This window comes from Streptomyces sp. NBC_00829 (assembly GCF_045161795.1).
In the GTDB taxonomy this organism is placed as follows: domain Bacteria; phylum Actinomycetota; class Actinomycetes; order Streptomycetales; family Streptomycetaceae; genus Streptomyces.
Window position 1 is genome coordinate 2,737,939 of the sequence record NZ_CP108867.1, and the last position, 17,103, is coordinate 2,755,041.

Here is a 17,103-nt window from a genome sequence, read left to right on the forward strand (position 1 = left end):
ATCCGTACGGGGGCGCTCCGCCGTCCGGCGGCGGCCCACCGGCACTCAGGAGCTCTGGATCACCTGGGTGACGCCGTTGATGATCTGCTGCACGGCGATGGCGGAAAGCATCATGCCCGCGAGCCGGGTCACCAGGACCACGCCACCGTCCTTGATCAGCCGGATGATCAGCAGCGAGTAGCGCATGGTCAGCCAGAGCACCACATGCATCGCGACGATCGCCGCCCACACGGAGACCTGCTGGGCGACCCCGTCCGCGTGCTGCACCGCGAGGATCACCGAGACGATCGCACCGGGACCCGCGAGCAGCGGCATGCCGAGCGGCACCAGCGCGACATTGACGTCCTTCGTCTGCTGGGGCTCGTCGGTCTTGCCGGTCAGCAGATCGAGCGCGATGAGCAGCAGCAGCAGACCGCCCGCGATCATCAGCGCGGGCACGGAGACATGCAGATAGTCCAGAATCTGCTGGCCGAGAATGCCGAAGACGGTGATCACGCCGAAGGCGACGGCCACCGCCTGCCAGGCCATCCGGCGCTGCACCTTGGCGGGCCGGCCGGAGGTCAGGGCGAGGAAGATCGGGGTGATCCCGGGGGGATCCATGATCACAAAAAGGGTCAGAAAGAGTGAGCCGAAAACGGCAGCGTCAAACACAGTGAGGGCCTAGCGGGAAGAGGGGTCGAACAGAGAAGGGCGGGGGTTAAGCGGGGCGTCCGCCCGTGCCCGGCACCGGGAACGCGCCGGTGGCCCGGCGGGTGATCTCGCCGAAGATCTCCGGGTCGGTGGTGTACTCGCCGAGCCTGCAGGTCTTGCGGCTGCCGTGGTAGTCGCTGGAGCCGGTGCCCAGGAGCCCGAGGTCGGCAGCGATGCCGCGCAGTCGGGCCCGAGTCGCCTCGTCGTGGTCGACGTGGTCTATCTCGATGCCGTCGAGGCCCGCCGCGGCGAGTTCGGCCATCGCGCTCTCGGGCACGGTCCGGCCGCGCTTCACGGCCAGCGGGTGGGCGAAGACGGTGACTCCGCCCGCGGCCTTGACCAGCCTGATCGCCGTGAAGGGGTCGAGCTCGTGCTTGGTGATGTGCGCGCGCCCCCCGTCGGCGATCCACTCCGGAGTGAAGGCGTCGGAAACGGTGGGCACGACGCCGAGTTCGACGAGCGCGGACGCGATGTGCGGACGGCCGACCGAGCCGTCTCCGGCGATCCGGGCGACCTGCGACCACTCGACGGGGACGCCCAGCTCCTGGAGCTTGGCCACCATCGCCTGGGCGCGCGGCACCCGGTCGTCCCGCACGAGCTCACGCTCGCGCAGCAGGTCCGGCTCCCGCGGGTCGAAGAGGTACGCCAGCAGATGCAGGCTCACTCCGTCGATACGGCAGGAGAGTTCGGCGCCGGTGACGAGAGTCAGGCCCTCGGGCAGCGCGGCGATCGCGGCGGCGTGGCCGCGGGTGGTGTCGTGGTCGGTGAGCGCGACGACGTCCAGTCCGGCCGCGGCGGCATGGCGCACAAGCTCGGCGGGGGTGTCCGTGCCGTCGGACGCCGTGGAGTGGGTGTGCAGATCGATGCGCACGACGCGTGACTCCTGGGGCGGCAGACGGACAGGGGGACGGTCAAGTGTATCGGGGATTCGAACAGCCCCGGTTCACGTCAGTGGGTGCGGGACCATCCGCGGGTGCGGGACAAGGTCCCGGCCCCGTTCACGGAGCAGCGGCGGCGTTCACGAGAGCAGCCGCGGCGAGAGCGCCCCGCACGGCAACAGCTCCACCTCCGCACCCGCGTCCCGCAGATCCGTCAGCACCAGCTCGTCGTACATCAGCAGTCCGGACTGCTCCGGCCAGACGATCGCCCACAGCCACAGTCCCCGCGCCTCGCCCGCGAACACCGCGCGGTCGTCGGGCGAGTCGGCGATATGCCACAGCGGGGTGGGGCGGCCGGCGGCGAGCACCTTGGCCTGGGGAGGCTTGTCGACGCAGATGTGCGGGCCGGGGTCGGGGCCGTCCATACCCGCATAGCGGGCGCCGAGCCCGACTCCCAGTTCCTCGGCCACGAGCAGCAGTTCGCCGATACCGCCGAGCGGGCCGGGACCCGAACAGGCCACGGCCGTCGCCCGGCCGCCGCTGCGATCGTCCCCCGCGTAGGCGACACCGGTGAAGAGCCAGCCGACGGGCAGCGGCCAGGGCATCCAGACGGGCACTTGAGCGCGGTGCACGACGACACCGAGGGCCTCGACACTGGGTGGGATCACCGGCTGCAGCGGGTTCACCATGCCGTGCACGTCGCACTGCCAGGAGTCGGCAAAGAGACCGGGCGCCCTGACCCGACCACCGCACTTCGGGCAACTGGGTTCGCCCCTCATAGCGCACCACGGTCCTCCCCGCCCGTCGTCGCGTCAAGGACGATCACCCGTCCGCAGCGAGGCCCGACCGGCCAAATCCAGATGCATGCCACATTCATCAGCGCGCCCCATCCACTGCATGCATATAGCAACTACTTGGTCGAGGTGCAGGACATCCGGCCCGGCCGGAAGCAGCGGAGCCGTTCCGGATCAGGCCCGATCAGCGAGCCCGGCGTGATCCGAACGACGGGCTCCGGCCCGCAGTCACCGGCGGTCAGTCGAGAGTGACGGACCTGCGCAGTGGATCGCGCAGGTCCGTGCCGTGCGTCAGCCACCGCTCCTGGAGTTCCTGCGCGCCGTGCACGCGCTTGAAGGCCGCCTCGTTCGACGTCATCGGCAGCAGTGGCAGAAAGCGGACCGGGTCCATGGGAGCGTCCAGCCCCAGGTCCTCGACGAGTCCGCCGGGCTCGGCGACCAGGACCGAGCTGAACGGCGCGGCCGGCCAGAGCGGATCGCCCACGTCCAGCGAGGCGCCGGGAGCCACGACCACGCCCTCGACCTGCGGGGACGCGGCGAGCACGGCGAGCGGACGCAGCACCTTGTCGGTGTCGGCGAGCCCCGCCCGTACGGACAGGACGAGCTCCGCGCGCGGCCCCTTCACCGGGTCGGCGAGCGCCGCCGTCGGGTCGGTCATGGGGTGCGCGGACATGCCGAGGGTGGCGTAGCGGACGATGTCTGCGTCGCGGTCCAGGAACCGGAGCACCTCGATACGGTCCGTACCGAGGAAGGTCACCGCCGCGCGTGCGTCCGGTTCACCGAGTGACGTACGCAACCTGGCCTCGACGAGCGCAAGAACATCTTCCATGTCGCGAGCATAAAGCGCGTATGGAACGGGCAAAGCAAGGGATTGACCCTCTGTCGGCTGATAGTCTTGGCCGCTGGTCGGGCCGAGCACGCGGATGGGGTTTCTCCCAGGCGGCGCTCCGGGGCAGTTGCCCTCACGTCCCGACGACACGTCATCCCCCACGGGGGACCGGCCGGAGGAGGTGGGGCTGCGGTGGATCGAAGTCGACCGTGCAGTACCAACCGCTCTTCCGCACGGCACCTTTCCTCTGTGATCTGAGGCCTTCCCGCACGGGGCCCACGGCATTTCGCACGACGGAAGAGCACTTCGTATTTGCCTGTCTGTAGCGAACGCCGTCACCGCGATCCCGCGGTGCCGCCCGCTTTGCGGACGTATGCATCACGTCCTCATTCCGGGCTGTGCCACGCCACTCGCCGACGGCCTCTCCGTGAAGGAGCCCGCCATGTCGATGATCCGTGACCTGCGCGCAGCAGTGCGCCCGTCCCTGCGCAAGAGCAGTACCCCGTACAGCACGTACGACACCACCCGCGACCCGTCCGCCTCCAGCGCCGTCGTCGACTGCGCGGTCTACCGCGACGGGAAGCGGATGGAGAGCGAGTCCTGCCAGACACCGCACGAGGCGATGCTGCGCGTGCGGGAGGGCGGCGGCTTCGCATGGATCGGGCTGCACGAGCCGACGGAGGCCGAATTCGCGGGCATCGCGGCGGAGTTCGGGCTGCACCCCCTGGCCGTGGAGGACGCGGTCCACGCCCACCAGCGGCCCAAGCTGGAGCGGTACGACGACACACTGTTCACCGTCTTCAAGACGATCCACTACGTCGAGCACGCCGAGCTCACGGCGACGAGCGAGGTCGTGGAGACCGGCGAGGTGATGTGCTTCACCGGGCGGGACTTCGTCATCACGGTCCGCCACGGCGGCAAGGGCTCGCTCCGGGCGCTGCGGCACGGTCTGCAGAAGGACGCCGAACTGCTCGCCAAAGGGCCCTCGTCGGTGCTGCACGCCATCGCCGACCATGTCGTCGACGGGTACATCGCGGTGGCCGCGGCCGTACAGGACGACATCGACGAGGTCGAGATCGATGTCTTCTCGGCACCGGCGAAGGGCAGCCCGCGGGGCAGCGACGCCGGGCGGATCTACCAGCTCAAGCGTGAGGTACTGGAGTTCAAGCGAGCGGTGTCGCCGCTGCTGCGTCCGATGCAGCTGCTGAGCGAACGGCCGATGCGGCTGATCGACCCGGACATCCAGAAGTACTTCCGCGATGTCGCCGACCACCTCGCCCGTGTCCAGGAAGAGGTCATCGGCTTCGACGAACTGCTGAACTCCATCCTCCAGGCCAATCTGGCGCAGGCGACGGTCGCGCAGAACGAGGACATGCGCAAGATCACCTCCTGGGCGGCGATCATCGCCGTGCCGACGGCGGTCTGCGGGGTGTACGGCATGAACTTCGACCACATGCCGGAACTGCACTGGAAGTACGGCTACGGCATGGTGATGACCGGCATCATCGGCGTCTGCCTCGTCATCCACCGCACGTTGAAGCGCAACGGCTGGCTGTAGAGGGCGGGCCGATAGGCTGCGCTCATGACAGATCTGCGGCTCGACCGGTTGCTCGTCGAGGAGGCCACGAAGAAGTCCGGCCTCATCTGGGTGCGCGGCGCCGGTCCCGCGCGGGCGCTGTGGCACGTATGGCACGAGGGCGCGGCCCATGTCCTCGGCGACGGCCCCGGCGAACAGCCCCTGCCGCAGTTGGCCGACGGCGCGACTGCCGAGGTCACGGTGCGCAGCAAGGACAAGGGCGGGCGTCTGATCGCCTGGACGGCGGCGGTGAGCGAGCTGGAGCCGCACTCCGAGGCGTGGGAGTCGGCCGTCGCCGAGCTGAAGGGCAAGCGCCTGAACGCGCCGGACGCGGAGCAGATGACGGAGCGGTGGGCGCGGGAGTGCCGGGTGCTGCGGCTGGAGCCGGGACGGGCGACGACGGAGCTGCCGGACGCGTCGCTGGCCGAGGCGCCGCTGCCGACGCCGGCGACGACGCGGCAGGCGATTCCGGCGGGGTTGCCGCGGCTGCTCCTGAAGCGCAAGAAGCGCGGCTGACCCCGCACGGGTCTTCGTCCTCGATCGCCCGGCGGGTCCTTCGTCCTCGATCGCCCGACGGGCTTGATGCGCCCGGCCCCCGGAAGCGACCGTCAGTCGCTCGACTTGGGGAGCTGGCCGCCGTAGTCCACCGTCTCGTCCTTCGGTGGCGCCGCCAGCGCGAAGTCCCTGTCCCAGTCCCCCAGTGTCAGCACCCCCGCCCCGCCCGCCCGGGCGAACTGCAGGGGGTACGGCTTGCCCTCCAGCGAGACGTCGAGCGTGCCGCCCGCGCCCTCGCCCGCCTTGACCTTGATCGTACGGACGCCACCCACCTTCTTGTGGTCGCCCTTGCTGAGTTCGCCCTGCATCCCGAGCAGCCCGTCGAGCAGCACATCCATGTCCGTGAAACCGCGGAACTGCTTGTACGCGGGGTCCCCCTTCGGCACCTTCACGTACTTGTCGTTGAGCTTGCCCGCGGCCTCCGTGTCCGTCGGGCTCGGCTTCTCGGTGCCCTTGCCGTCCGCACGGCTCCAGAACCCCGCATCGGCCTTCAGATAGAGCACGTCCCCGATCCGCAGCAGCTCGAAGGTGTTGTCCTTCGACGTGACGGAACCGGAGCCGCCGTCGTGCTTGAGCCGCATGTTCAGCTTGTACGTGCCGCCCTTGCTGACCAGCGTCCCGGAGAGCCGTACCGCCGCCGCACCGTCCGCCGCGGCGCGCGCCTTCGTCTCGATCTCGGCCGCGGTGAGCTTGCCGACGCCGTTCGTCCCCGCGTCCGGATCCTCGCCGCACGCCGTGAGTGCCGCGGTCGGCCCGGCACACAGCACCAGGAGGAGCGCTGCCCGGCGGGCCCGGGAAACGGGAGGGAGGGGAGTCACAGGCGCACTGCCTCTCAGCTGCGTGTCGTGGGTGGCAGACCGCAGCGTACCCGTGCTGAAGGCACCGATCAGAAGAGTCCCGTCCGGACGCCCAGCCAGGGCGTAGCGGAACGGTACGGGCTAGCCTGAAGCCCTCAAACAGCGGCATTCAAGGGCAAAGAGGAGGCGCGGAGCATGGCGGGAGGCGCCCCCCGGATCTTTGTCTCGCACCTCGCCGGTGTGCCTGTCTTCGACCCCCACGGCGACCAGGTCGGACGGGTGCGGGACCTGGTCGCGATGCTCCGCGTCGGCCGCCGTCCGCCGCGGCTGCTGGGCATGGTCGTCGAGGTGCTCAGCCGCCGCCGGATCTTCCTCCCCATGACCCGGGTCACCGGCATGGAGTCGGGCCAGGTCATCACCACGGGCGTGCTGAACATGCGCCGCTTCGAGCAGCGGCCCACCGAGCGGCTGGTCCTCGGTGAGCTGCTCGACCGGCGTGTACGGCTGGTGGAGAGCGGCGAGGAGGTCGCCGTCCTCGATGTCTCGATCTCCCAGCTCCCGGCCCGCCGGGACTGGGAGATCGACAAGGTCTTCGTACGCAAGGGCAAGCCCGGGGCACTGCGCCGCAAGGGCGAGACGCTGACCGTCGAGTGGTCCGCCGTGACGGGGTTCTCGCTGGAGGAGCACGGCCAGGGCGCCGAGAGTCTGCTGGCCACGTTCGAGCAGCTGCGCCCCGCGGATCTCGCCAATGTGCTGCACCATCTCTCGCCCAAGCGCCGTGCCGAGGTCGCCGCCGCCCTCGACGACGACCGGCTCGCGGACGTGCTGGAGGAGCTGCCGGACGACGACCAGGTGGAGATCCTCGGCAAGCTCAAGGAGGAGCGCGCGGCGGACGTCCTGGAGGCCATGGACCCGGACGACGCGGCCGACCTGCTGTCCGAACTGCCCGAAGAGGACAAGGAGCGGCTCCTCGCGCTGATGCGGCCGGACGACGCCGCCGATGTGCGGCGGCTGCTGTCGTACGAGGAGCGGACCGCGGGCGGTCTGATGACCACCGAGCCGATCGTGCTGCGGCCGGACGCGACGGTCGCGGACGCGCTGGCGCGCGTACGCCAGCAGGACCTCTCCCCCGCGCTCGCCGCGCAGGTGTACGTCTGCCGGCCGCCGGACGAGACGCCGACCGGCAAGTACCTGGGCACGGTGCACTTCCAGCGGCTGCTGAGGGACCCGCCGTTCACCCTGGTCAGTTCGATCGTGGACAGTGATCTGCCGCCGCTCGCTCCCGACACCCAGCTGCCCGCCGTCACCAGTTATCTCGCCGCCTACAACATGGTGGCGGCGCCCGTCGTGGACGAGAGCGGATCGCTGCTGGGGGCCGTGACCGTCGACGACGTACTCGACCATCTGCTGCCGGACGACTGGCGGGAGACGGAGTTCGACGAGTCCGCGCATGAGGAGGCCCCCGGCGAGGAGCCCGCCCATGGGTAGCGACCACGGGCAGTCCGAACGCGGCGAGCAGAAGGAGCGGACGCCCGCGGGGGCGAGTGCCGCGCCGCGCCACCGCGCCCGGCTGGACCAGCCGCGGGCGCCCCGCCGCAGTCTGCTCCCGGAGTACGATCCCGAGGCCTTCGGGCGGTTCTCGGAGCGGATCGCCCGCTTCCTGGGGACCGGGCGGTTCATCGTCTGGATGACGGTGATCATCATCATGTGGGTGCTCTGGAACGTCTCCGCGCCCGAGGATCTCCGCTTCGACCAGTACCCGTTCATCTTTCTGACGCTCATGCTCTCGCTCCAGGCGTCGTACGCGGCCCCGCTGATCCTGCTGGCGCAGAACCGCCAGGACGACCGCGACCGGGTCACCCACGAACAGGACCGCAAGCAGAACGAGCGGTCCATCGCGGACACCGAGTACCTCACGCGGGAGATCGCGGCGCTGCGGATGGGCCTCGGCGAGGTGGCGACGCGGGACTGGATCCGCTCCGAGCTCGAGGACCTGGTGAAGGAGCTGGAGGAGCATCGCGCCCTGTTCCCGCGGGTGCGTCGCCATGGGAGTGACGAAGGCGACCGCTGACAGGGCTTTCCGCAGGCGGGAGTCAGCGCCGTACCATCGGGCTTATGGCTACGGAAGACGCGGTGCTTGAGGCACTGGCGACGGTGAACGACCCCGAGATCAACCGACCGATCACCGACCTCGGCATGGTGAAATCGGTCGAGATCGGTGTGGACGGAGCGGTCGCGGTCACGGTGTACCTCACCGTCTCCGGCTGCCCCATGCGCGAGACGATCACCAAGAATGTGACGGACGCGGTCGCGGGTGTCGAGGGCGTCACGCGCGTCGACGTCACGCTGGACGTGATGGGCGACGAGCAGCGGCGCGAGCTGGCGGCCTCGCTGCGCGGCGGGACGGCCGAGCGTGAGGTGCCGTTCGCCAAGCCGGGCTCGCTGACCCGGGTGTACGCGGTGGCCTCGGGCAAGGGCGGCGTCGGCAAGTCCTCCGTGACCGTGAACCTCGCGGCGGCGATGGCCGCCGACGGTCTGAAGGTCGGCGTCGTCGACGCGGACATCTACGGCCACAGCGTGCCGCGGATGCTCGGCGCGGACGGCCGTCCCACCCAGGTCGAGAACATGATCATGCCTCCGTCGGCGAACGGTGTGAAGGTCATCTCGATCGGGATGTTCACCCCGGGCAACGCCCCGGTGGTGTGGCGCGGCCCGATGCTGCACCGCGCGCTCCAGCAGTTCCTGGCGGATGTGTACTGGGGCGACCTCGACGTGCTTCTTCTCGACCTGCCGCCGGGCACCGGCGACATCGCGATCTCGGTGGCGCAGCTGGTGCCGAACGCCGAGATCCTGGTCGTCACCACCCCGCAGCAGGCCGCAGCCGAGGTGGCCGAGCGTGCCGGCTCGATCGCCGTGCAGACCCACCAGAAGATCGTCGGCGTCGTCGAGAACATGTCGGGGCTGCCGTGTCCGCACTGCGACGAGATGGTCGATGTGTTCGGCTCGGGCGGCGGCCAGCGGGTCGCCGAGGGCCTGACGAAGACGACCGGCGCGCATGTACCGGTGCTGGGCTCCATCCCGATCGACGTCCGCCTGCGAGAGGGCGGCGACGAGGGCAAGCCGGTCGTCCTGACGGACCCGGACTCCCCTGCGGGCGCTGCGCTCCGCGCTATCGCGGGCAAGCTGGGGGGCCGGGCGCGCGGCCTGTCGGGCATGAGCCTGGGGATCACCCCGCGCAACAAGTTCTGACGGACTCGGGCCCGCGACGGCCGGAGGGGCCCATGGTGGGCCCCTCCGGCCGTCGCCGCGCCCGGGGTCCGGGGCGGGAGCCCTGGCCGCGCCCGGGGTCCGGGGCCGGAGCCCTGGTGAACGCAGTCGGCGAGGGCCTCTCGTTTGGGTCCTGCCGCGGGCTCGCTGATCCGGCCTGATCCAAACGAAAGACCCTAGGCGTACGCCCCGAGGTCCTGCACCGCCGAGAAGCCGAGCCCGTACGCGCTCATCCCCCGCCCGTACGCCCCGATGTGCACCCCGGCCCCTGTCGAACCCGCCAGGACCCAGCCGAACTCCGACTCGCGGTAGTGGAAGGTCGTCGGTACACCGTCCACCGGAAGCAAGAGAACCGACCACTCGGGTCCGGTCAGATCGTCGGCCAGCTCGAACGCGGTCTCCGTCTGCTGGTCCAGCCAGTTGTCGCGCAGCGAGTGGTCCAGCTGTGGGGGCCAGGTGTGGGCCAGCAGGCCGGACCCGGCCAGCCACGCCGCCGAGGAGACCGTGGTGGCATCAAGGACTCCCGTGCCGTCGCCGCTGTGGCGCACCGGGCTCGCCGCGACGGTGATGACCGCAGCGAAGCGCTCCTTCTCCGGGCCGCCGGCGTCCGACCTTATCGACGGCTCGTCGCCGTGCCCCATCGCACCGTGCTGAACCGTGCCGTCCGCGGCCACGCCGACCTGCATCAGCCAGCGAGGGCCGGTGAAGGCCTCGTCCAGTCCGTACCAGGGGAAGGGCGCGCGCAGGTATCCGTCGACCGCACGCTTGGCCGGCGTCCCCGCCGCTGCCGCCGCGAGCGGGTGCTGCCCAGGGGCAGGGGAATCGCTGACCGTTTCTTGCGCCGCTGGTCGACTTGTCGTCTCCATCTACCCGGCCGCCTCCTCTGTGTCCGAGGCCCGGAGCGGACCCGCCCCCCTCGGGCGTCCTCACGTCCGGACAGATGGAGAATAGCCACCCTGCACCGACTCGCAGGGATTGACGCTACTCAGGTGGCGTCTGCGTCGAAGGGCGGGCGCTCGTCCTGATCGGGCTTTTCGCGCTTCTTGAGCAGGTCGGGGGTGCCGGGCGAGCCGTTGACCGACGCGCCGACCGGCGGGTCCGGCTCCGTGTCGTTCACCGCGTCGGCGACCTCGTTGATCTCTTTCTTGAGGTCGAAGCTGCTGCGGAGTTCCTTGAGCTCCTTGAGGTCCTCGTTCTCGTTCAGCTGCTTGCGGATGAACGCCTTGGGATTGAGGTCCTCGAATTCGAAGTCCTTGAACTCCGGGCCCAGTTCGCTGCGGATGTCCTGCTTCGCGCTCTCGGAGAACTCACGGATCTTCCGGATGAAACGGGAGGCGTCCGAAATGACCTTCGGCAGCTTGTCGGGGCCGAAGATGAGCACGGCAAGCACCACAAGAGCCGCCACCTCCAGTACGCCTATGTCGTTGAACACCCTGCTGCTCCTTGTGTTCCGTTGGCCCGCAGGTCGTATGGGGTCCGGGCGCCCGATCCACGGTACCCGGCGAAACCGTCCGCGCGGTACCTTCCCGGCACCCGTGCACGCGCCTGTGCCGTCGCCGTTCCTCCGCCCGTCATGTGCCGTGCGCGGAGCCGAGTGTGAGCGTCATCGTCCGTTCACGGCCGTCGCGGACGAAGGTCAGCTCCAGCCGGTTGCCGGGGCGGTGCGAACGGATCTTGACAATCAGTTCCTCGCCGTTGTGCACACGCTGTCCGTCGACCCTGGTGATCACGTCGCCGGGCCTGATGCCGGCCTTGGCGGCGGGGCCGCCGCGGGAGACGGCCGAGGCGCCGTCCTTGCGCGTGTCGCCGACACGGGCGCCGTCGCCGGTGTACTTCATGTCGAGAGTGACGCCGATGACCGCGTGGGCGGCCTTGCCTGTGTTGATCAGCTCCTCGGCCACACGCTTGCCCTGGTTGATGGGGATGGCGAAGCCGAGTCCGATGGAACCGGGCTGGCCGCCCTCCGGAGCCGATCCGGTGTCCGCGGCGCGGATGGCGCTGTTGATGCCGATGACCCGGGCCTTGGCATCCACCAGCGGTCCGCCCGAATTGCCGGGGTTTATCGGCGCGTCGGTCTGGAGCGCGTCGACATAGCTGACATCGCTGCCGTCGCCCCTCTCCCCGCCTGCGGTGATGGGGCGCTCCTTGGCGCTGATGATGCCGGAGGTCACGGTGTTCTGAAGGTCGAAGGGTGCGCCGATGGCCACGACCGGGTCGCCCACCTGAACGCTGTCGGAGTTCCCGAGCGGCAGCGGCTTGAGGCCGGAGACACCGGTGACCTTGACGACGGCGAGGTCGTAGCCGCCGTCCTTGCCGACGAGCGTCGCCTTGGCGATCTCGCCACCGCTGAACGTGACGGAGATCTCGCCGGAGGAACCCGCCAGGTCGACGACATGGTTGTTGGTCAGGATGTGACCCGCATGGTCCAGGACGAAGCCGGTGCCGGTGCCCTGTGCGCCGCGTCCGCTGACATGGAGGGTGACGACGCTGGGCAGCGCACTGGCCGCGATGCCCGCGACGCTGTCGGGGGCCCGGTTGCCGTTGTCCTTCGGCGCCTGCGGGAGTTCGATGTCGCTGATGCCGCCGTTGCGCTCGATGTACGCGCCGATGCCTCCGCCGATACCGCCCGCGACCAGGGCCAGTACGACGGCTCCGGTGACCAGGGACCCACGCCGGCGCTTCGCGGGCTCACCGGGGTGGGTCAGGGGCTGCCCGGGGGTGCTCCACGGGTCGTACTGCAGCCACTGAGAGGTCCCCTGCTGGGGCGGGGCGGGGAGATGGGCCGGGACGTGGGCGGGGACCTGGAGCTGAGGATGCGTCTGGGGCGGCAGCTGCGGATGGGTCTGATGGGGATCCGGGTGCGGCTGGGACGGCTGGGCGTATCCATCGCCGCCCCCGCCACCGGCCGGGGGCATGCCGTTCGACACCGGATACGTCGGTGGTACGGGCGTGCCCTGCGCCGGCGTGGTCCCCGGGTGCTGCACGGGAGGCGCGGGCGCCCACGGCCCGGGCTCGCCGTACGGCGGGGTGCTGTACTCATCGGGCGCGTGGAGCGGCTGCGGCCTGGTCTGCGCGGATGCCGGCTCCGCGGTCCCGTCCGGGACGGCCGGCACCACGGGCGCCGGCGCCGGAGCCTGGTTCGCAGCCGGGGCGGAGGCCGCGTCCTGGACTGGGCTCCCGTCCTGGGCCGAGGTCGAGTCCTGGGCCGAGGTCGAGTCCTGGGCCGAGGTCGTCGCCTCCTGGACTGAGGTCGCCTCCTGGACCGGGGTTGCTGCCGGGGCCGCGGTCGCGTCCGGGGCCGGGGGCGCAGCTTGGACCTGGCTCGCGTCTTGGACTGGGGGCGCAGCTTGGACCTGGCTCGCGTCTTGGACTGGGCTCGCGTCCGGGGCCGGGGGCGCAGCTTCGACCTGGCTCGCGTCCGGGGCCGGGGTCGCGTCCTGGGCCCGGGTCGGCGGGAGCTCGGCGGTGACCTCGGCGTCCGGGACGTCCTCGGGCGCGGCCACGGTCACCGGTTCCTGAGGCTGCGCCTCGGGGTGCGTGGCACGTCCCGCGCCGGGCCGGCTCCACCACTTCGCCTTCGGCCCTCTGGGCTTCCCGTCGTTCATGCTCTCCCCCCGCAAACTGCCGGCCACTACGCACCCCCGCGGGGCACGCTCAGAGGATTCAACCAGGTTTGCGAATCCCTGCGCAGGGCCCTCTCAGCGCCGGGGAGGCAGGGGCCGAGCAGGCTGGGCCGGAGATGCGAGATGCGTCGGCACCGGTGTGACGGTGGGGGTCAGGCCGGGGGCGGTGGCGAGCTGGAACGCCGAGCCCGTGGCCCGTGCCGACGGCGGCATGGAGAAGTTGGTGTCGATCAGCACGGGGGCGGCGAAGGCGTGGCTCGGCGGTGCCGCCGGGGCCAGCAGACTGGGCGCCCCGGCGACAGCGGACCAGTTGTCCGATCTCGCGCCGCCCACGCTGCGGCGGCGCTCGACCTCCGCGCTCCTGATGCCGTTCACCAGGCCCGATCCGCTGTTCGCTCCCCCGGGAGGGGTCGCGGACCTGAGCGGTGTGACGTTGTTCCCCGCACCCTCGCCTCTGGGGCCCGGCTGGAGCGAGGTGTCCAACGGCAGTGCGCCGCCGAGGGCGATCGCCGCGAACGACACGGCGCTGGCCGCCGCGAAGGCGAACCTCCGGCCGCGCCAGGGCGAGCGCTCCGCATCGGCACGCCCCACGTCATGGATGCGGAAACCGCCGGAGCTGCCGGGGAGTGCGGTCGCGTGGGTCCCCGCCGGAACGTATCCGAAGGTCTCCGTGCCGGAGTCGCGCCGCTGCCCCGTGGAGGGGCTCAGTGGTCCAAAGACGGAATCGGTGATCCTTCCCCCGCCGAAGGGCCCGTCCGGGCCGTCATCGTCACCCACGGGCCCCGCGGGCAGCCCCTGGAGCCGCGCGAGCAGCCCTTCGGAGGGCGGCGGCGGCGCGGCGTGCGCGAAGACGTTCTTCAGGCGGCGCTGGGCATCGGCCTCGGCCTTGCACTTGGGACAGGTGGCCAGGTGCGCAAGCACCCGGTCCCGGGCGTCATGTTTCAGCTCACCGTCGACAAGCGCAGCGAGCCGGTCCCCCAGGTGCTGCTCCGCAGGGGTCGGACTGGAGCCGCTCACGCCGGTCCGCCCTCCCCTGCCAGGCCGACCGCACCCGCCAGCGTGCGCTGCTCCGCACGGGCCTCCGGAGAACGGTGCTGCAGGGCCTTGCGCAGATGTGACCGGCCGCGGTGGATACGGCTGCGGACGGTGCCGAGCTTGACGCCGAGCGTCGCGGCGATCTCCTCGTACGACAGGCCCTCGATGTCACAGAGCACCACGGCGGCGCGGAACTCCGGCGCGAGGGTGTCCAGTGCCTGCTGCACGTCGGCGTCGAAATGGGTGTCGTTGAAGACCTGCTGCGGCGAGGGCTCACGGCTGGGCAGACGCTCGGCCGCGTCGTCGCCGAGGGCGTCGAAACGGATGCGCTGCTTGCGGCGCACCATGTCCAGGAACAGGTTCGTGGTGATCCGGTGCAGCCAGCCCTCGAAAGTGCCGGGGGTGTACGTCGACAACGAGCGGAAGACGCGGACGAAGACCTCCTGGGTGAGGTCCTCCGCGTCGTGCTGGTTGCCCGTCAGCCGGTAAGCGAGGCGGTAGACCCGGCCGCTGTGTGTGCTGACGATCTCCTCCCACGTGGGAGGGGTCCACGCCTGCGATTCCGCATCCGATGCGAAGGTCGCCGTAGCTGCGGAGTCGTGGGTGCGGGACTGGTCAGCAATGTAGGTCACGGATTTCGGCTCACCCGTCGACCTGAGAAAGCGCCTCAGCACTCCTCTCCGATCCGCAGGTGCAGCCGCACCTCCCCTGTCGGCTCTGGTGGTGTCCAGCGGAGCCCCTACCATAGCCACCTCGCCCGTTAGCTCCGGATAAGAATCTTTACGCGAATTTGGGTGCTGCTTCCGGTCCTGAATCATGCGCTTCCCCCCGCCTTTCACAACGCCTGGTCCCATCTGCGGGTTCCCGGGCGCAGCGGATACAGTCAGCGTCGCGCCAACTACGGGGACAGGAGAGGGTCATCACCGCAAACCGGCAGACGAGCTGGGCGTTCGCCGACGCCTTTGTCGCCGAGGACGACGCACTGCGCTGGGCCCGGGACCGGGCCCGGGAGTCAGGGCTCCCCTCGGTGTCGCCAGGCACCGGCGCCGCGCTGCGACTGCTCGCTGCCAGCACTGACGCGAAAGCAGTGGCCGAAATCGGTACCGGGACGGGTGTCTCCGGGATCTATCTGCTGCACGGCATGCGGCCCGACGGCGTACTGACCACGGTGGACCCGGAGCCGGACCGCCAGCAGTTCGCCAAGGAGGCCTTCCGCGCGGCCGGCTTCGCCGCGAACCGCGCGCGTTTCATCCCCGGGCGGGCGCTCGACGTACTCCCCCGGCTGGCGGACGGCGGATACGACCTCGTCTTCTGCGACGGCGACCGCATGGAGTCGCTGGACTACCTCGCTGAATCGTTGCGCCTGCTGCGACCAGGTGGTCTCGTCTGCTTCGAGGGCGTTTTCTCCGACGGCCGCACGGTCGACTCCGCGGCCCAGCCTCCGGAGGTGCTGCGCGTACGCGAGCTGCTGCGCGCGGTCCGCGAGAGCCAGGAGCTGCTGCCCTCGCTCCTGCCGGTGGGCGACGGACTCCTCTGCGCGGTCCGCCGCGGCTGAGCCCGCCCTCTCGGCAACCGCGGTCCGCCGCGGCTGAGCCCGCCCTCTCGGCAACCGCGGTCCTGCCGGGCTCGCGGCCTCTGTCCCTTCGGACGCACGGCCACCGGAGACAGCACTGCCCCGGCACACCCGTGCCGGGGCAGTGAGAAGTGTGGGCGCTTCCGCGTCAGCCGACGACCTTCTTCAGGGCGTCGCCGAGGGCATCGGCTTCGTCCGGAGTCAGCTCGACGACAAGCCGACCGCCGCCTTCGAGGGGAACGCGCATGACGATGCCCCGCCCCTCCTTGGTCACCTCGAGCGGGCCGTCGCCCGTCCGCGGCTTCATGGCCGCCATGCTCGTTCCCCTTCCTGAAACCAGCTCATCGCAGCCGACAACCCAGGTGTCACCGGCATCGAACACATTGCTTCCAGGTCATTATCCCGCATGGCGGGACCCGATGACCAACATCGGTCGGCATCGCTTGCGCAACGCGCTCTCTCAAAACCACTCAATTCGGCGATCCGCCTGCGATACTTCGCCACCCCGCACGAAAAGCGGCCCGGAGATTGTTTGACGCAGGTCACATGTTCGGCCCCGACGATCTCCGCCATGCTGGGGCTGAACACGGGCCGTAGACGCCTGAACACCACCGCTTGAGCCGCAAAGGGGACCCTGCCATGGCCGACTCCGTGCTGTACGACGTGAGCGACGGACTCGCGACGATCACGATCAACCGGCCCGAGGCCATGAACGCGATGAACACCGAGGCCAAGGTCGCCCTCCGGGACGCGGCACGGGCGGCCTCCGCCGACCCCGCCGTACGGGCGGTACTGCTCACCGCGTCCGGGCGCGCCTTCTGTGTGGGCCAGGACCTCAAGGAGCACATCGGCTTCCTCGCCGAGGACCGCGAGACCGGCAGCCGGAACACGATGAACACCGTGCGGGACCACTACAACCCCATCGTGCGGGCCCTCACCGAGATGCCGAAGCCGGTCGTCGCCGGGGTCAACGGCGTCGCCGCGGGTGCGGGGCTCGGTTTCGCCCTCGCCGCGGACTACCGGGTCGTCGCCGACACCGCCACGTTCACGACGTCCTTCGCGGGCGTCGCGCTGACGGCGGACTCGGGGGTGTCCTGGACACTGCCCCGGCTCATCGGCCAGAGCCGCGCCGCCGACCTGCTGCTCTTCCCGCGTTCGATCTCCGCCCAGGAGGCGTACGAGCTGGGCATCGCGAACAAGGTGGTTCCCGCCGACGAGCTGGCCGCCGAGGCCGCCGCGGTGGCCCGCGCGCTCGCCGGGGGACCGACCGTGGCGTACGCGGCGATCAAGGAGTCCCTCGCCTTCGGCGCGGGTCACACCCTTGACGAGGCCCTCGGCAAGGAGGACGAGCTCCAGTCACGGGCCGGTGCCTCGGAGGACCACTCCATCGCTGTCCAGGCGTTCATCGCCAAGGAGAAGCCGAAGTACCTGGGCCGCTGAGGGGATCCGGGCCCGCCGGGGAATCCGGCCGCTGCCGGAATCCGGG

18 protein-coding genes are annotated in these 17,103 nt (G+C 70.6%); 7 read left to right on the plus strand and 11 right to left on the minus strand.

Annotated elements, in window-relative coordinates; translation table 11 throughout:
- Nucleotides 1-45 precede the first annotated feature (45 nt).
- From OG293_RS11390 to OG293_RS11405, 4 genes are all read right to left on the minus strand, one after another.
- A complete protein-coding gene (locus OG293_RS11390; protein ID WP_405998675.1) occupies nucleotides 46-651 on the minus strand; it encodes a MarC family protein in 606 nt (201 codons plus the stop codon).
- 46 nt (nucleotides 652-697) lie between these two features.
- A complete protein-coding gene (locus tag OG293_RS11395; RefSeq protein WP_405998676.1) occupies nucleotides 698-1,561 on the minus strand; it encodes a PHP domain-containing protein in 864 nt (287 codons plus the stop codon).
- 147 nt (nucleotides 1,562-1,708) lie between these two features.
- Nucleotides 1,709-2,347, minus strand: a complete 639-nt coding sequence (locus tag OG293_RS11400) for a DUF6758 family protein (RefSeq protein WP_405998677.1) — start codon at nucleotides 2,345-2,347, stop codon at nucleotides 1,709-1,711.
- A gap of 253 nt (nucleotides 2,348-2,600) precedes the next feature.
- Nucleotides 2,601-3,191, minus strand: coding sequence for a suppressor of fused domain protein (locus OG293_RS11405; RefSeq protein WP_405998678.1), 591 nt, complete (start codon nucleotides 3,189-3,191; stop codon nucleotides 2,601-2,603).
- A gap of 442 nt (nucleotides 3,192-3,633) precedes the next feature.
- Between OG293_RS11405 and OG293_RS11410 the strand changes: the two genes are divergently transcribed.
- Nucleotides 3,634-4,749: a magnesium and cobalt transport protein CorA gene (locus OG293_RS11410; RefSeq protein ID WP_405998679.1), complete on the plus strand. Its 1,116-nt coding sequence runs from the start codon at nucleotides 3,634-3,636 to the stop codon at nucleotides 4,747-4,749.
- Nucleotides 4,750-4,773: 24 nt separating this feature from the next.
- The gene (locus tag OG293_RS11415; protein ID WP_405998680.1) at nucleotides 4,774-5,283 is read left to right on the plus strand and encodes a hypothetical protein; all 510 of its coding nucleotides are present in this window, start codon (nucleotides 4,774-4,776) and stop codon (nucleotides 5,281-5,283) included.
- A 92-nt stretch (nucleotides 5,284-5,375) separates the two neighbouring features.
- On the opposite strand, the gene OG293_RS11420 is transcribed toward OG293_RS11415, so the two are convergent.
- Nucleotides 5,376-6,140: a hypothetical protein gene (locus OG293_RS11420; RefSeq protein WP_405998681.1), complete on the minus strand. Its 765-nt coding sequence runs from the start codon at nucleotides 6,138-6,140 to the stop codon at nucleotides 5,376-5,378.
- Nucleotides 6,141-6,314: 174 nt separating this feature from the next.
- On the opposite strand from OG293_RS11420, the gene OG293_RS11425 reads away from it, so the two are divergent.
- From OG293_RS11425 to OG293_RS11435, 3 genes are read left to right on the plus strand one after another with little or no spacing between them, the layout of a single operon-like run.
- Nucleotides 6,315-7,607: a magnesium transporter MgtE N-terminal domain-containing protein gene (locus tag OG293_RS11425; RefSeq protein WP_405998682.1), complete on the plus strand. Its 1,293-nt coding sequence runs from the start codon at nucleotides 6,315-6,317 to the stop codon at nucleotides 7,605-7,607.
- Entirely contained in the window at nucleotides 7,600-8,190 is a 591-nt protein-coding gene (locus OG293_RS11430; RefSeq protein ID WP_405998683.1) for a DUF1003 domain-containing protein, read from the plus strand. Before OG293_RS11425 ends, OG293_RS11430 begins: the two co-directional genes overlap by 8 nt.
- A 44-nt stretch (nucleotides 8,191-8,234) precedes the next feature.
- A complete protein-coding gene (locus OG293_RS11435) occupies nucleotides 8,235-9,368 on the plus strand; it encodes an Mrp/NBP35 family ATP-binding protein (protein WP_405998684.1) in 1,134 nt (377 codons plus the stop codon).
- A gap of 194 nt (nucleotides 9,369-9,562) precedes the next feature.
- Here the strand turns inward: OG293_RS11435 and OG293_RS11440 are convergent, their stop codons facing one another.
- The 5 genes from OG293_RS11440 to sigE all read right to left on the minus strand — a co-directional run bounded on the left by OG293_RS11440 (nucleotide 9,563) and on the right by sigE (nucleotide 14,790).
- Nucleotides 9,563-10,252, minus strand: coding sequence for a hypothetical protein (locus tag OG293_RS11440; RefSeq protein ID WP_405998685.1), 690 nt, complete (start codon nucleotides 10,250-10,252; stop codon nucleotides 9,563-9,565).
- A 119-nt stretch (nucleotides 10,253-10,371) separates the two neighbouring features.
- Complete coding sequence (locus tag OG293_RS11445; protein WP_405998686.1) at nucleotides 10,372-10,818, minus strand: sec-independent translocase; 447 nt, start codon at nucleotides 10,816-10,818, stop codon at nucleotides 10,372-10,374.
- Nucleotides 10,819-10,957: 139 nt separating this feature from the next.
- Nucleotides 10,958-12,991 carry a trypsin-like peptidase domain-containing protein gene (locus tag OG293_RS11450; protein WP_405998687.1) on the minus strand — a complete coding sequence of 678 codons (2,034 nt, stop codon included), beginning with the start codon at nucleotides 12,989-12,991 and terminating at the stop codon, nucleotides 10,958-10,960.
- 93 nt (nucleotides 12,992-13,084) lie between these two features.
- Nucleotides 13,085-14,026: a zf-HC2 domain-containing protein gene (locus OG293_RS11455; protein WP_405998688.1), complete on the minus strand. Its 942-nt coding sequence runs from the start codon at nucleotides 14,024-14,026 to the stop codon at nucleotides 13,085-13,087.
- The gene (gene sigE, locus OG293_RS11460; RefSeq protein ID WP_405998689.1) at nucleotides 14,023-14,790 is read right to left on the minus strand and encodes an RNA polymerase sigma factor SigE; all 768 of its coding nucleotides are present in this window, start codon (nucleotides 14,788-14,790) and stop codon (nucleotides 14,023-14,025) included. Before sigE ends, OG293_RS11455 begins: the two co-directional genes overlap by 4 nt.
- Before the next feature lie 131 nt (nucleotides 14,791-14,921).
- Between sigE and OG293_RS11465 the strand changes: the two genes are divergently transcribed.
- Nucleotides 14,922-15,599 (plus strand): O-methyltransferase, encoded by a 678-nt coding sequence (locus OG293_RS11465; RefSeq protein ID WP_406003564.1) that lies wholly within the window; start codon nucleotides 14,922-14,924, stop codon nucleotides 15,597-15,599.
- A 166-nt stretch (nucleotides 15,600-15,765) separates the two neighbouring features.
- On the opposite strand, the gene OG293_RS11470 is transcribed toward OG293_RS11465, so the two are convergent.
- Nucleotides 15,766-15,933 (minus strand): DUF3117 domain-containing protein, encoded by a 168-nt coding sequence (locus OG293_RS11470; RefSeq protein ID WP_003966491.1) that lies wholly within the window; start codon nucleotides 15,931-15,933, stop codon nucleotides 15,766-15,768.
- 323 nt (nucleotides 15,934-16,256) lie between these two features.
- Here OG293_RS11470 and OG293_RS11475 point away from each other — a divergent pair, with 323 nt between their 5' ends.
- The gene (locus OG293_RS11475) at nucleotides 16,257-17,057 is read left to right on the plus strand and encodes an enoyl-CoA hydratase/isomerase family protein (RefSeq protein WP_405998690.1); all 801 of its coding nucleotides are present in this window, start codon (nucleotides 16,257-16,259) and stop codon (nucleotides 17,055-17,057) included.
- Nucleotides 17,058-17,103: the final 46 nt, after the last annotated feature.